Source organism: Acidovorax sp. Root219, assembly GCF_001428665.1.
Lineage (GTDB): Bacteria > Pseudomonadota > Gammaproteobacteria > Burkholderiales > Burkholderiaceae_C > Acidovorax.
In genome coordinates this window covers 157,115-171,194 of sequence record NZ_LMIJ01000008.1, presented here as the reverse complement: position 1 = coordinate 171,194, position 14,080 = coordinate 157,115, and the positions used below count along the sequence as shown (strand labels likewise).

At 67.3% G+C, this 14,080-nt stretch carries 11 protein-coding genes; 5 read left to right on the top strand and 6 right to left on the bottom strand.

What is annotated here, in order from left to right; all coding sequences use genetic code 11:
- Nucleotides 1-142: 142 nt before the first annotated feature.
- Together ASE28_RS08060 and ASE28_RS08055 are read left to right on the top strand one after the other, a co-directional pair.
- A complete protein-coding gene (locus tag ASE28_RS08060) occupies nucleotides 143-5,005 on the top strand; it encodes a PAS domain S-box protein (RefSeq protein ID WP_057266050.1) in 4,863 nt (1,620 codons plus the stop codon).
- A 25-nt stretch (nucleotides 5,006-5,030) separates the two neighbouring features.
- Nucleotides 5,031-6,161: a two-component system response regulator gene (locus ASE28_RS08055; RefSeq protein ID WP_057199633.1), complete on the top strand. Its 1,131-nt coding sequence runs from the start codon at nucleotides 5,031-5,033 to the stop codon at nucleotides 6,159-6,161.
- 40 nt (nucleotides 6,162-6,201) lie between these two features.
- On the opposite strand, the gene ASE28_RS08050 is transcribed toward ASE28_RS08055, so the two are convergent.
- Nucleotides 6,202-7,134 (bottom strand): inositol monophosphatase family protein, encoded by a 933-nt coding sequence (locus ASE28_RS08050; protein WP_057266048.1) that lies wholly within the window; start codon nucleotides 7,132-7,134, stop codon nucleotides 6,202-6,204.
- A 171-nt stretch (nucleotides 7,135-7,305) separates the two neighbouring features.
- Here ASE28_RS08050 and ASE28_RS08045 point away from each other — a divergent pair, with 171 nt between their 5' ends.
- Both ASE28_RS08045 and cysE read left to right on the top strand, forming a co-directional pair.
- Nucleotides 7,306-8,112, top strand: coding sequence for an RNA methyltransferase (locus tag ASE28_RS08045; protein ID WP_057266046.1), 807 nt, complete (start codon nucleotides 7,306-7,308; stop codon nucleotides 8,110-8,112).
- A gap of 34 nt (nucleotides 8,113-8,146) precedes the next feature.
- Entirely contained in the window at nucleotides 8,147-8,926 is a 780-nt protein-coding gene (gene cysE, locus ASE28_RS08040) for a serine O-acetyltransferase (RefSeq protein ID WP_057266044.1), read from the top strand.
- A gap of 33 nt (nucleotides 8,927-8,959) precedes the next feature.
- Here the strand turns inward: cysE and ASE28_RS08035 are convergent, their stop codons facing one another.
- From ASE28_RS08035 to yjgA, 3 genes are all read right to left on the bottom strand, one after another.
- Entirely contained in the window at nucleotides 8,960-9,850 is an 891-nt protein-coding gene (locus ASE28_RS08035; protein WP_162261365.1) for a hypothetical protein, read from the bottom strand.
- A gap of 141 nt (nucleotides 9,851-9,991) precedes the next feature.
- A complete protein-coding gene (gene mog / locus ASE28_RS08030) occupies nucleotides 9,992-10,597 on the bottom strand; it encodes a molybdopterin adenylyltransferase (RefSeq protein WP_057266041.1) in 606 nt (201 codons plus the stop codon).
- The gene (gene yjgA / locus ASE28_RS08025) at nucleotides 10,590-11,249 is read right to left on the bottom strand and encodes a ribosome biogenesis factor YjgA (RefSeq protein ID WP_057266039.1); all 660 of its coding nucleotides are present in this window, start codon (nucleotides 11,247-11,249) and stop codon (nucleotides 10,590-10,592) included. The genes mog and yjgA overlap by 8 nt, the downstream gene beginning before the upstream one ends.
- 64 nt (nucleotides 11,250-11,313) lie before the next feature.
- Between yjgA and pmbA the strand changes: the two genes are divergently transcribed.
- Nucleotides 11,314-12,744, top strand: coding sequence for a metalloprotease PmbA (gene pmbA / locus ASE28_RS08020; protein WP_057266037.1), 1,431 nt, complete (start codon nucleotides 11,314-11,316; stop codon nucleotides 12,742-12,744).
- 4 nt (nucleotides 12,745-12,748) lie between these two features.
- Here pmbA and ASE28_RS32895 read toward each other — a convergent pair whose 3' ends face one another.
- Both ASE28_RS32895 and ASE28_RS32890 read right to left on the bottom strand, forming a co-directional pair.
- On the bottom strand, nucleotides 12,749-13,123 hold the full coding sequence (locus tag ASE28_RS32895) for a hypothetical protein (protein ID WP_235516072.1): 375 nt from the start codon (nucleotides 13,121-13,123) through the stop codon (nucleotides 12,749-12,751).
- Nucleotides 13,096-13,509 carry an NAD(P)H-binding protein gene (locus ASE28_RS32890; protein ID WP_235516071.1) on the bottom strand — a complete coding sequence of 138 codons (414 nt, stop codon included), beginning with the start codon at nucleotides 13,507-13,509 and terminating at the stop codon, nucleotides 13,096-13,098. The genes ASE28_RS32895 and ASE28_RS32890 overlap by 28 nt, the downstream gene beginning before the upstream one ends.
- Nucleotides 13,510-14,080 lie beyond the last annotated feature (571 nt).

Below are 14,080 nucleotides of genomic sequence, written 5' to 3'. Positions count from 1 at the left end.
CCTCAGGCTGCATGGCTGCGAGGGGTTCCAGGGCTATCTGTTTGGCAGGCCTGTGCCGGTGGAGGAAATCGATGCAATGCTGGACCCGACGCGCTGACGCAGGTGATCCGTGGACGGGCCTTGCGCCCACCGGGGGCTGTGCATGGCACAGGTGAAGAGGAACGACAAAGAGGGCAGATTTCTGGATCGCGTGCTCGAACGCGATCCCGCCTGGACGCGGGGCATGGCGCTGGTGGTGGTGCTGTCGCTGCTGGGGGCCTGGCTGGTAGTGCAGGCAGTGGTGTACTGGCGCGGCCAGGAGCGGGCGGTGGAGCGCACGCGCATCGTGCAGCAGGCGGCCGATGCGCTGATCACGCAGACCACCGGGGGCGGCCTGATCGGCGCCGTCTCGCTCATGGGCCTGAGCGAGCCCCAGCTCAAGGACATGGCGCGCGGCTACACACCGCCGGATGACCCGGGATCGCTGGCGCGGCTGGCGGTGGCGCGCGGGCGCTTTCTGATCAGCGGTGTGTATGTGATGTCGGCCGATGGCACCGTGGTTGCGCACGAGACGGCAGGCGAGAAGGCGACCGGCTCCAACCTGGCGTTTCGCCCCTATTTTCGGCAGGCCATGAAGGGGGCCATCAGCGTCTATGCAGCCATTGGCGTGAACAGCCAGGAGCGCGGCCTGTACTACGCGGCGCCCCTGTACGAGACGGACTCTCCCTCCAGCTCCATCATCGGCGTGGTGATGTTCAAGGTGGGCTTCGAGGTGGTCGATGCGCTGGTGGCAAGCACCGGCATCCCCGCGCTGCTCATGTCCCCGCAGGGCGTGGCGTTCTCGTCCACCCGGCCCGAATGGCAGTTTGCCGTGGCGCCGCCGCTCACGCAGGCCCGCATCGATGCGATCCGTGCGTCGCGCCAGTTCGGGCGCCACTTCGAGAACGGCGTGGCCTCCGCGCTGCCGTTTGCGCCCGATGCCGGCGAGGTGCTGCTCAATGGCGTGACCTATGCGGTGGCGAGCCGGGGCATCGAATGGAACGACCCTGGAGGCCAGTGGCAACTGGTGGTGCTCGACGATGTGAGCGCCCTGGTCCCCGCCCTGCTGCGCTGGCAGGTGGGCGCTGCGGCCTTTGTGCTGCTGGCCTTGCTGGGGCTGCTGCTGCTGGACCTGCTGCGCAGCCGCGCACGCATGGCGGCCGCGCTGGAGCGTTTCCGGGTGCTCGGCGCGGCGCTGGAGAGCAGCCCCGTGGCCGTGGTCATCACCGATGGCGAGGGCCGCATCGACTGGGTGAACCCCCAGTACGAGCGCAACACCGGCTATGCCCTGGACGAGGTGCGCGGCAAGAAGCCGTCCATCGTTTCCACCGACCAGACGCCGCCGCAGACCTACAAGGACATGTGGGCCACCCTGCTGTCGGGGCGGTCCTGGCGCGGCACCTTTGTGAACCGGCGCCGCGACGCCAGCATCTACCACGACGAGGCCACGCTGTCGCCCGTGTTCGACGGGCGCGGCAAGCGCATTGCCATCGTCGGGCTGCACGAGGATGTCTCGGAGCGCATGCGCGCGCAGTCCGAGCTGGAGCGGCGCGAGCGCCTGCTCAACGAGCTGCTGGAGCAGCAGACCGCCATCTTCGACAATGCGCCACCCATCCTGCTGGTCTGCGAAGGGCAGTTCCGCCAGTTCAACCCGGCCTTCGTGGAGCTCATGCGGGGCACGGCCTCGCAGTTGCTGGGCGGCGAGGTGACGGCGCTGTTCGGCGACAAGGTGCAATCGGACAGCTTTGCGGCCCTCATCGCGCAACGGCTCGCCTCGGGCCAGGCCTTGCGCGAGCGTGCCACGCTGCGCCGGCTGGATGGCAGCAGCTTCGAGGCCCGACTGGCCGGGCGCAGCATCAATATGGAGGGCTACCGCTCTGCCTCCATCTGGGTCATCGAGGACGTGACCGAGGCCCGCAAGGGCGAGATCGCCATCCAGCAGGCCAATGAGCGGCTGGAGATCGCCCAGGAAGCCGGCAAGGTGGGCGTGTTCGACATCGACCTGGTGGCCGATACGGTGGTCTGGTCCGACAAGCTCGTGTCCATGCTGGGCCTGCCTGCGGGCACGCAGCCTGCGGGCCTTGGCTACTGGCTTGACCGCCTGCACCCGGATGACCGCGAGGAAGCGAGTGCGAATTTCAGAGCCAGCCTGGATGGGGTCGATACCGACCTGCGCAATTCCTGGCGCATCGTGCGCCCGGACGGCGAGGTGCGCTGGTTCCTGATGGCTGCGCGCATCCTGCGCGACGGCGCGGGCCGTGCGGTGCGCGTGGTGGGCGTGAGCGTGGACATCCACGACCAGAAGCAGCTGGAGGAGCAGGTGGAGGAGCAACTGGGCTTCCAGCAGGCGCTGATCGACGCGATTCCGGTGCCCCTGTTCTACAAGGGGGCCGACGGGCGCTACATCGGCTTCAACCGCGCCTACGAGCAGGCCTTCGGCGTGCGCCGAGACCAGTTGGTGGGCAAGACCGTGCTCGACCTCGATTTCCTGCCGCCCGAGCAGCGCATGCGCTTCCAGGGCGACAACCTGCAGGCGATGAATGGCCTGCATTCGGTGCACAAGGAGGTGGACCTGTCGTACGCCGACGGGCAGGTGCACCACACCCTGTTCTGGCTGCACGCCTTCGCACGGGCCGACGGCTCGCCCGGCGGCGCCATCGGCACTTTCGTGGACATCACCGACCGCCAGCGCGCCGAAGAGGACCTGCGCCGCGCCAAGGAGCTGGCCGAGGAGTCCACCGCGCTCAAGTCCAATTTCCTGGCCAACATGAGCCACGAGATCCGCACGCCGATGAACGCCATCATCGGCATGTCGCACCTGGCGCTCAAGTCGGGGCTGAACGCGCGCCAGCACGACTACGTGAGCAAGATCCAGCAGGCCGGGCAGCACCTTTTGGGCGTGATCAACGACATCCTGGATTTCTCCAAGATCGAGGCGGGCAAGCTCACGGTCGAAAAGCAGCCCTTCGTGCTGGACCGCATGCTTGAGAGCGTGACCGACGTGGTGGGCTACAAGGCCGGCGCCAAGGGGCTGGAGCTGGTCTGCGATGTCGCCGCCAACGTGCCGCCCAACCTGCTGGGCGATTCGCTGCGCCTGGGACAGATCCTCATCAACTTTGCCAACAACGCCATCAAGTTCACCGACCAGGGTGAGATCAGCATTGCCGTGCGGCTGCTCGAAGAGAGCGAAACGCGGGTGAGCCTGCGCTTCGAGGTGCGCGACACGGGCATCGGCCTCACGCCCGAGCAGATGGGGCGGCTGTTCGCCAGTTTCCAGCAGGCCGATACCTCGACCACGCGCCGCTATGGCGGCACCGGCCTGGGCCTGGCCATCTGCAAGAGCCTGGCCGAGCTGATGGGCGGCGAAGTCGGGGTGATCAGCGAGTTCGGCCAGGGCTCGACCTTCTGGGTCAGCCTGCCGCTGGAGCGTGGTGCCCCGGCCCGGGTGCTGTTGCCGCCGCCGGACCTGGTGGGCCGCCGGGTGCTGGTGGTGGACGACAACCACACGGCGGCCACCGTGCTGTCGGACATGCTGCAGGCCATGGGCTTCGAGGTGGAGCAGGCCTACTCCGGCTTGCAGGCGCTCGATATCCTGCGCGAGTCCATGGCGAAGAACCGCTTCTTCGGCCTGCTGCTGCTCGACTGGCACATGCCGGGCATGGACGGTGTCGAGCTGGCGGGCCACATCCGCAGTCTGGGCATGCCCCAGGTGCCGCAGATGCTGATGGTCACGGCCTACGGGCGCGAGGACGTGATGCGCGCTGCGCGCGCGCAGGGCATCGAGACGGTGCTGATCAAGCCCGTGAATGCCTCCCTGCTGCTGGAGACGCTGATGCAGCCTCTGGAGCATGCCCTGCCGGCGCTGCAGCGCCAGTATGTGCCGCCGCCCGTGTCCGAGGAGCTGCCCCTGGCCATCCGGGGCGCGCGGGTGCTGCTGGTGGAGGACAACGAACTCAACCAGATGGTGGCCGTGGAACTGCTGCGCGACGCGGGTTTCGACGTGGACGTGGCGGGCAACGGGCAAGTGGCCATCCACCGGCTGCACGAGGACAGCTACGACCTGGTGCTGATGGACATGCAGATGCCGGTGATGGATGGGGAGACCGCCACGCGCCACCTGCGCGCGGACCCGCGCTTTGCGCGCCTGCCCATCGTGGCCATGACAGCCAATGCCATGGACGCCGACCGCCAGCGCTGCTTTGATGCCGGCATGAACGACCACGTGGCCAAGCCCATCGACCCTGCGGCCCTTTGGAAGGCCCTGGCGCGCTGGATACAGCCGCGCCCCGGGCTGGGCGTGCCCCAGGGCCTGCCCCCGCAGCCGCACCACGCTGGCGCCATGCCACCCAGGCCCCCGCATCCTGTGGAATGGCCCCTGGTGGCCGGGCTGGATACGGCGCTGGGGCTGCAGCGCGCCCTGGGCAAACCCGCCCTTTATGGCGACATGCTGCGCCGGTTTGTCGAGGGGCAGGCTGGCGCCGTGCCGGAGATGGAGGTTGCGCTCGCCAACGGGGACCTGGGTCTTGCCGAGCGCCTGGCGCACACGCTGCGCTCGGTGGCCGCCAACATAGGTGCGCAGCCCGTGGCAGACCGCGCCTACCAGCTCGAAGACCTGCTGCGCAAGGGCCCGCCGCCACCAGAGGCCACCGCACCCCTGCTCGCGGCGCTGGGTGGGGTGCTCCTGCCCCTGATCGATGCGCTCAAGCGGTGGGCCGCAGGCGCGCCGGCACTGGCCGATGCAGCCGGCCTGGTGCCGACCAGGCCCCCGGCCGAACTGCTGCACCAGCTGCGCACGCTGCTGTTACAGGACGACCCGGCAGCCGCCGAGTTTTTGCAACACAATGCAATGGTGTTGGAGGGATTCCTGGACCCGGTGTTTAAGGCGGTGGATGTGCACATTCGGAACTTTGATTTCGAACAGGCGCTGGATACCATCGCCTCTGTGGTGCCCGAGCCGCCACCCCCTGATTCCGCCATAGCCCCCTGAACGGTCCCAATTCGCAGGAAAGCCCATGGACAACGCGCCCTTCGCTTCGCACCAGCCGACCCTTGTGGACAAGCCGATCGCCACAGTACTGGTGGTGGACGATACGCCCGACAATCTCACGCTGATGGGCAGCCTGCTGCGCGAGCACTACCTGGTGAAGGTGGCCAACCATGGGGAAAAGGCACTCAAGATCGCCCAGTCGGACACCAGGCCCGACCTCATCCTGCTGGACATCATGATGCCCGAGGTGGACGGCTACGAGGTCTGCCGGCGCTTGAAGGCCTCGCCCGCTACGCGCGACATCCCGGTGATCTTCCTTACCGCCCGCTCCGACCCGGATGACGAGCGCATGGGCCTGGCCCTGGGCGCGGTGGACTACATCACCAAGCCCATCAGCCCGCCCATTTTGCTGGCGCGCGTGAACACGCACCTGGCGCTCAAGGCCACGGCCGACTTCCTGCGTGACAAGAGCTCCTACCTGGAGCGCGAGGTGGCCCTGCGCACGCTGGAGGTACAGGCCATCCAGGACGTGACCATCATGGCCATGACCTCGCTGGCCGAGACTCGCGACAACGAGACCGGCAACCACATCCGCCGTACCCAGCTGTACGTGAAGGCGCTGGCCGAACGGCTGCGCCACCACCCGCGTTTCGAGCACGCGCTCAATGACCGCATGATCGACCTGTTGTACAAGTCGGCGCCGCTGCACGACATCGGCAAGATCGGTATCCCGGACAGCATCCTGCTCAAGCCCGGCAAGCTCACGGTGGAAGAGTTCGAAGTCATGAAGACCCACACCACGCTGGGCCGTGCCGCCATCGAGGACGCCGAGAAGCGCCTGGGCATGCGCGTGGCGTTCCTCAGCGTGTCCAAGGAAATCGCCTACAGCCACCAGGAAAAGTGGGACGGCTCGGGCTACCCCGAGGGGTTGGCGGGCGACGCCATCCCCGTGTCGGCCCGGCTCATGGCGGTGGCCGACGTGTACGACGCGCTGATCAGCAAGCGCGTCTACAAGCCTGCGTTCTCGCACGACCAGGCCTGCAGCACCATCGTGCGTGGCCGGGGCACGCATTTCGACCCCGACATGGTGGATGCCTTCGTGGACATCGCCGAGGATTTTCGCGTCATCGCGCAGAAGTACCCCGACCCGGGTTGATGGGCTGGGGGAGGGTGGCGATGGACCACCCTGCAGACTATCAGAGCGGGGCGCTCTCGTCCTTGGCTGCGCCGTCCTGTGCGTCGGGAGCGGCGTCCGCCGCTGGGGCCGCATCCGGCTCACCGGCATCGGCCGCCTGGCGCACGGCAGCCTTGTCGCCGGCACTGGCGAACTTGCTGTACTTGCCCAGGATGGGCACCAGCTGGCCGTAGATGCGGGGGGTGCCGGCCAGGCATTCGCGCTGCTCCAGGAACTCGGCCTCGCCCGTGAAGTTGCCCACCAGGCCGCCGGCCTCGGTCACCAGCAGCGAGCCGGCGGCGATGTCCCAGATGGACAGGCCGGTTTCGAAGAAGCCATCGGTGAAGCCGGCGGCCACGTACGCCAGGTCGAGTGCTGCGGAGCCGGGGCGGCGCAGGCCGGCCGTGCGCTGCATCACGTCGGCCATCATGTTCATGTAGCTCTTGAAGTTGTCGCCCGGGCGGAAGGGGAAGCCCGTGGAGATCAGGCAGTCCTTGAGCTGGGTGCGCTTGCTCACGCGGATGCGGCGGTCGTTCATGTACGCGCCACGGCCCTTGGTTGCGGTGAACAGGTCGTTGCGCGAGGGGTCGTAGATGACGGCCTGCTCGATCTTGCCCTTGACGGACAAGGCGATGCTCACGCAGTACACGGGAAAGCCGTGGATGAAGTTGGTGGTGCCGTCCAGCGGGTCGATGATCCAGACGAATTCCGAATCCTTGGCGCCGTATTCCGAACCCGACTCTTCGGCCAGGATGCCGTGGCCGGGGTAGGCCGTCAGCAGGGTTTCGATGATGATCTTCTCGGCCGCGTGGTCCACCTCGGTCACAAAGTCGTTCACCTGCTTTTGCGAAATGCGCACGGCCTCCACGTCAAGGGCCGCGCGGTTGATGATGGCGCCGGCGGCGCGTGCGGCCTTGATGGCCACGTTGAGCATGGGGTGCAGGTTGGACGACATAAATTGTGGTTTCTGGCAGGGCGCCGGCAGGGGGCGCGCCTTGCGAAAGAGGAGCGTGGAACGCAGCCAGGCGATGCGGGCGGCGACAATAGGGGCTGGATTTTACCTGTTTTGCCGTTTCCGTCCCAATGCAAGGGCCTATCCAGGTCCGCACAGAGCCCTTTCGACCCCATGAAAACCCGTTTCGTCCTGATCAACACCAGCCATGCCGGCAACGTCGGTGCCGCCGCGCGGGCCCTGAAGACGATGGGGTTCGACGACCTCGTGCTGGTCGAGCCACGCTGGGCCAACGTGCTGCGGCGTGAAGAGACCATCCAGCGCGCCAGCGGCGCCCTCGACGTGCTGCAGAACGCGCGCATCGTCGCCACGCTGGACGAGGCGCTCGACGGCATGAGCCACCTGTGCGCCACGGCCATGACGCCCAGGGACTTCGGGCCGCCGACCCGCTCGCCGCGCGAGCATTTTGCGCAGTTGGTCGCCCCTAGGGCGGCAGACGCCGCTGTGGAGTCGGGTGTGGCCTTCCTGTTCGGCTCCGAGCGCTTCGGCATGGCCAACGAGGACGTGTACCGCTGCCATGTGGCGCTGTCGATTCCCACCAATCCCGGCTTCGGCTCGCTCAACCTGGGCGCGGCCGTCCAGGTGATCGCCTACGAATGGCGCATGGCCCTGGGTGGCTTTGGCGCGCCGGCTGCTGTTGCGCCCGCGCCGGACCGCGAGGTGGCCGATGCCGCGCAGGAGCGTGAGCTGGCCGATGCCGTCCCGGCACGTGAGCTGGCCGATGCGGCCCAGGTGGCCGGCATGCTCGCGCACTGGGAGCGCGCCCTGGTGGACATCGGCTTCCTGGACCCCGATGCGCCCAAGAAGCTCATGCCGCGCCTGAACCAGCTTTTCAACCGCGCGCAACTGGGGTCCGAGGAAATCCACATCCTGCGTGGTGTTGCAAAAGCCATGATCGAGACGGCGCAGGCAAAGCGCTAGACTGCATTTCCATATTCCAAAAACAACCATAGCCATGTTTGCACGCCTGCGTTCCGACATCCAGTGCATCCTCGACCGCGACCCCGCTGCGCGCAGCACCTGGGAGGTGATCACCTGCTACCCCGGTCTGCACGCCATCTGGCTGCACCGGCCCGCGCACTGGTGCTGGGGCCATGGCTTCAAGTGGCTGGGGCGCTTCATTTCGCACATTGCGCGCTGGCTCACGGGCATCGAGATCCATCCGGGCGCCAAGATCGGCGAACGTGTCTTCTTCGACCACGCCATGGGCGTGGTGGTGGGCGAGACGGCCGAGATCGGCGACGGCTGCACCATCTACCAGGGCGTGACCTTGGGCGGTACCTCGCTCTACAAGGGCGCCAAGCGCCACCCCACACTGGGCAAGGATGTGGTGGTGAGTGCGGGTGCCAAGGTGCTCGGTGGCTTCGAGGTCGGCGATGGCGCCAAGATCGGCAGCAACGCCGTCGTCATCAAGCCCGTGCCCGCAGGGGCCACGGCCGTGGGCATCCCGGCGCGCATCATCCCCTCCAAGGCCGGCCAGAGCGCCGACGTGACCGAGCCACAGCCGCGCAAGTTCACGGCCTACGGCATCACGCAGGAGGACGACCCGCTGTCGCAGGCCATGCGCGGCCTGATCGACAACGCCTCCTCGCAGGAGCACCAGATCATGCTGCTGTGGCAGGCCATCGAGAAACTCTCGACGGCGGCCCCCGCCACCCGGGACTGTGTGCCCTGCGATGCGGCCACTACCGAGCAGTTCGAGGCGGGCAAGCTCAACGAACTGGTGGGCAAGTAGAACCCTTTCCAGGGTTCTCTCCCACCCGGCAGGTCATTTCTTGAGGAATCGGCTGTAGACAGCCCGTGTCTCGGCCTCGAAGTAGCGCCCGGCAGTCTGCCTGGACAGTTCCGAGGTCTCCTGCCAGCCAAAGAAGATGATCGCGTCATAGCTGTCCGAGATCTGCAGCTCGGTCTGCATGAACTCGCGGAAAACCTGCTTGTCCCACGCGGGCTCGCGGAAGGCCTGGGCGATGTACCAGGTCTCCACCTTGGGCTGGGCGGCCCTTGCGAGGCCCGGCAGGGCGCGCGACCAGTCGTGCAGCGCGCTGGTGGTGGTCTTGTCGCCCAGCCAGTAGGTGGTCGTGCCCACCCAGTCCACCTGCGCGATGGCCGGCGCTATGAAAGGCATCACCTTGGGGTGGCCAAAGGTGGCGTGCGGGCTGAACGACAGCCCCAGCTTCACCTGCGGCAGGCGCTGGCGCACCAGCGCGGCGGCACGCTTGAGGTCGTCGAGCTGCGCCTGGTATTCCGCCGGGTCGTCCTCCACCAGCGACGCCTTGAGGTACATCTCATCCAGCAGGTACACGTAGACGCCGGGCTGCAGCAGGTCGGCGTTCTTCGCGATGTAGGCCTCCAGCACGGCGGGGGCGTCGCTCACCAGGCGGGCGGCGCCTTTGTCGGAGATGTTGAACAGGAACAGAAAGTCCAGCATGTTGGTCTTGCCGGCCTTCTGTATCGCACGTGAGGTCTCCAGTGCGCCGCCATAGCCGCCGTAGCCGGCATTGGTCACCAGGTCCGAGGTGGCCACCTGTTCGGGCGTGCCGAAGATCTCGCCCACCAGGCGCTGGGGCGTTGGCGTGGGCCCATCGCTGCTGCCGCCGCCACCGCCGCAGGCAGCGAGCAGGCCAACCAGGGTGAGCTGCAGAAGAAGTCTTTTCTTCATCATGTGTCGGTGAAAGTGAATGTAGCGACCAGTCTAGGGGCTGCACAACGCACTTTCGTGTGACCCGGCGCACCCATGTGGGTCACGAGCCGCATCACTGGTTACAAAATGCAAGCCCGGCGCACCTCGCCAGGCCTGCATTCAGCGGCTGCGCACCGCGCTCTTGGGCCGAAAGGCCTTGCAGACCTCGTCGCGGGTTTCGAGGTAGGGCCCGCCGATCAGGTCGATGCAATAGGGCACTGCTGCGAAGATGCCGGGCACGATCTGGCTGCCATCGGCCGCGCGCAGGCCTTCCAGCGTCTCGGCAATCGCCTTGGGCTGGCCGGGCAGGTTGATGATCAGGCTCTGCCCGCGCACCACCGCCACCTGGCGCGAGAGGATGGCCGTGGGCACGAACTTCAGGCTGATCTGGCGCATCTGCTCGCCAAAGCCCGGCATTTCCTTGTGCGCCACGGCCAGCGTGGCCTCGGGCGTCACGTCGCGCAGCGCGGGGCCCGTGCCGCCGGTGGTCAGCACCAGGCTGCAGCCCGCGTCCACCAAAGCAATCAGCGCGGCGCTGATGCCCGCCTGCTCGTCGGGGATCAGGCGCGCGTCGAAGGTGATGGGGTTGTGCAGCGCGCGGGTGAGCCAGTCCTGCAGCGCCGGCAGGCCCTTGTCTTCATAGACGCCGCTGCTGGCGCGGTCGCTGATGGAGACAATGCCTACCCGGACAGGGTCGTGGACGGCGCCGTGCGCAGCTTCAGGCATGGTCCCCGTCCTCGTCGCCGTCTTCGTCGTTCTCAGGCACGTCGCCCATGTGCTCGCGCACCAGCCGGAACAGGTCGCGGTAAGCGCGGCCCTTGCGCGGCGCCAGGCCCTGCGACACTGCGGCCTTGTCGGCGGGCGGCGCATCCTTGCGCGCCTGGCGGATCAGGGCGCGCAATTGCTGCGTGTCGGTGTCGGGGTGCTCGGCCATCCACGGGGCCAGGGCCTCGTCGTCGGCGATGAGGCGGTCGCGCCACTGCTCGGCCAGGTGCAGCGTGAGTTTCACGTCGGCCGAGCCCTTGTGCTGCTCTTCGAGCGCCTGGCGCGCAGCCTGTACCAGCTCGGGGTCGAGCTTGCGCATGATCTTGCCCACGTACTGCATCTGGCGGCGCTTGCCTTCGAAATTGGTGATGCGCTTGGCCTCGGCCAGCGCATCCACCAGCTTCTCGGGCAGGCCCACCTTCTCGAACAGGTCGGCGCGCAGGGTCAGAAGCTCCTTGCCCAGGTCCTGCAGGGCATCGCTTTCGCGCTTGAGATCGGTTCGGCTGGCATCGGGCGTGCCTTTGAGTTCGGCTTTGAGCTGAATGTCCATTTCGCTGCCTTCGGCAACGAACTGGCCCTTCACAAAGTAGCCTTTTTTGGGTTTGCGTGACATGGGTGGGGGCAAATGGGGAGGTGGCGCAGCGCGCGCCACAGCGGCAAGTATCATAGCTGCCGCTATGAATAAACCCTCCATCCGCACGCCGCGCGCCTCCAGCGCCCCGGTCGCCACCGCATCCGGCACCCCCGACAACGGCTTCAGCTACAGCCGTCCGTTCTTCGAAGAACTGGTGGACCGCGCCCTCGCGCATGCCAAAAAGCTCGGCGCCACCGACGCCGGCGCCGAGGCCTCCGAGGGCTGCGGCCTGTCGGTCAGCGTGCGCAAGGGCGAGCTCGAAACGGTGGAGCGCAACCGCGACAAGTCGCTGGGCATCACCGTCTACATCGGCAACCGCCGGGGCAATGCCAGCACCTCCGATTTTTCCAGCAAGGCCATCGAGCAGACGGCGCAGGCCGCCTACGACATCGCCCGCTTCACGGCCGAAGACCCCATGGCCGGCCTGCCCGATGCCGACGACATCGCGCCCATCGACACGCACCGCGACCTGGACCTGTTCCACCCCTGGTCCATCGACAGCGAGCAGGCCGCGAAGATGGCCATGGAATGCGAGGCCGCCGCCCTGAAGGCCAGCCGTCGCATCACCAACAGCGAAGGCGCAGGCGTGTCGGCCCAGCAGAGCCACTTCTTCAGCGCCCACACGCGCGGCTTCCGCGGTGGCTATGCGTCGTCGCGCCACAGCTTCTCGGTGGCGCCGATTGCCTCGCTGCCCGGCCGCAATGCCGAGATGCAGCGCGACGCCTGGTACAGCTCCATGCGCGATGCGGCCGAGCTGGCCTCGCCGCAGGCCGTGGGCCGCTATGCCGCCGAGCGCGCGCTGTCGCGCCTGGGCAGCCGCAAGATTCCCACCACGCAGTGCCCCGTGCTGTTCGAGTCCACCCTGGCCGCCGGCCTGCTGGGCGGCCTGGTGCAGGCCGTGAGCGGTGGCGCGCTGTACCGCAAGAGCAGCTTTTTGCTCGACTCGCTGGGCAAGCGCGTGCTGCCCAAGCACATCGACGTGCGCGAAGACCCCTTCGAGCTGCGCGGCAAGGGCAGTTCGCCGTTCGACGATGAAGGCGTGCGCGTGGCTCCGCGCCAGGTCGTCAAGGGCGGGCGCCTGGAGGGCTATTTCCTGTCCACTTACTCGGCACGCAAGCTGGGCATGAAGACCACCGGCAACGCCGGCGGCTCGCACAACCTGACCATGACTTCACGCCTGACCCAGCCCGGCGACGACCTCGACGCCATGCTGCAAAAGCTGGGCACGGGCCTGTTCGTGATCGAGCTCATGGGCCAGGGCGTGAACTACGTGACCGGCGATTATTCGCGCGGCGCCAGCGGCTTCTGGGTCGAGAATGGCCGCATCGCCTACCCGGTGCATGAGATCACCATCGCCGGCAACTTGAAGGACATGCTGCAGGGCATCGAGGCCGTGGGTGCCGACACCTACAACTACGGTGCCAAGACCGTGGGCTCGATTCTCGTGAACAAGATGAAGGTGGCGGGCAGCTGAGCCATCAGGCCGTGGCGCGGGACTGCGCCGCCCAGGTGTCCTTCCTGCCCCTCATGCCCACTGGCAGCGCCATCCCCACGCGGTTGCGCGACAGGGTGCCGGCAGGCTCCAGGTGGGCCAGCATCAGGGCTACGGCGTCGGCATATGTGATGATTATCTCGGGCACCTTGGAGGCGAACAGCAGCAGGAGCAGTGGGGCAGGCAGCGCGTTGGCGAAGCCCGCAATGCGCACCGGCAACTGCTCCGTGGCCACCCGCATCCGGGCCATGCCGAGCGCGGCCTTCTCCACCATGGGGCCGGGGCACAGCATGCGCCAGTCCAGGGGCGACGCGCAGATGCGTTCGTAGTTTTTCAGGTGCGGCCAGTAGGTGTCGCGCACCTTGGGCAGGGTGGCACCCTTGCGGCCCGTCTGGCCGATGTCCAGCGCCGCAGCGCCCCCAAAAAACCAGCAGATAGGCCGCTCGGAGGCGGGCAGCGATTCGACGCTTCGACGATGCGCGCCACCAGGTCCACGAAGGCCTGACCCTCGGTGACCATGCTGGCGCAGTTGATGAGTGCATCGTGTCCCCGGACGATTGCCGCCAGGTCCTCCGTGGCGATCTGGCCGAGGTCGGCCTGGTGCAAGGTGACCAGTGCACGTGTCTCGGTGGGTAGCTTGGCCGGGTTGCGTACGAGCACGCAGACTTGGTGGCCGGCGGTGATCGCCTGTTCGAGCACGTGGCGGCCACGGGAGCCGGTGGCTCCGAGGATGAGGCGGCGCTTCATGGGGATTAGCGTGGTGGGTTGGTGGCGGTGGTTTCTGGAACCTGGGCGCGATCATTCCACGCAGTCCGATTGAAGCCAGGGCCCTGCGCTGCACTGGGGGGGCGGGGTGGTGAAATTGTTCACGGCTTGGGGTGCCTTTGTGGCAGCGGTTGCTGGCGTGTGTTGTCGAGACATGGCGTGCGCTGCGACGGATTTCACGGATCGTGTGCTGTGGTTGCTGCATGCCTGTTTTAAAGGCTNNGACCCCCAGTCTGCGTCCCCCGTTCGCCCTGTCGGGCGAACGGGGGCAACCTGCGATGCTCGGGCCTGGGGTGGTGCCGATGAACTCGCTGCGTTCTTCGAACTCCGCTCAAACAGCATCGGCAAGCTAGAGCACGAAGTGCGTGTGTCCTTCGGCACACGCACCCACCCCAGGCCCTGTGCTTCTCGGCGCAGCCAGCAGGGGTGGGGAGCGGGGACAAAGACGGCTGCTGCTTCGCAGCTGCGCCTTGGGTCGGTGACGTGCGCGATGCGCGCTGCCGACAGGTTGGGCGCGCTCGCTCTGGCTAGCCGAGCGCAGCGAAGGACCACA

Coding starts and splice junctions, on each gene's coding strand:
- ASE28_RS08050 (WP_057266048.1), bottom strand. CDS start 7,134: ATGTCGTCCAACCTGCACCCCATGCTCAACGTGGCCATCAAGGCCGCA.
- cysE (WP_057266044.1), top strand. CDS start 8,147: ATGTTTGCACGCCTGCGTTCCGACATCCAGTGCATCCTCGACCGCGAC.
- pmbA (WP_057266037.1), top strand. CDS start 11,314: ATGAATAAACCCTCCATCCGCACGCCGCGCGCCTCCAGCGCCCCGGTC.
- yjgA (WP_057266039.1), bottom strand. CDS start 11,249: ATGTCACGCAAACCCAAAAAAGGCTACTTTGTGAAGGGCCAGTTCGTT.
- ASE28_RS08035 (WP_162261365.1), bottom strand. CDS start 9,850: ATGAAGAAAAGACTTCTTCTGCAGCTCACCCTGGTTGGCCTGCTCGCT.
- mog (WP_057266041.1), bottom strand. CDS start 10,597: ATGCCTGAAGCTGCGCACGGCGCCGTCCACGACCCTGTCCGGGTAGGC.
- ASE28_RS08060 (WP_057266050.1), top strand. CDS start 143: ATGGCACAGGTGAAGAGGAACGACAAAGAGGGCAGATTTCTGGATCGC.
- ASE28_RS08055 (WP_057199633.1), top strand. CDS start 5,031: ATGGACAACGCGCCCTTCGCTTCGCACCAGCCGACCCTTGTGGACAAG.
- ASE28_RS08045 (WP_057266046.1), top strand. CDS start 7,306: ATGAAAACCCGTTTCGTCCTGATCAACACCAGCCATGCCGGCAACGTC.
- ASE28_RS32890 (WP_235516071.1), bottom strand. CDS start 13,509: ATGAAGCGCCGCCTCATCCTCGGAGCCACCGGCTCCCGTGGCCGCCAC.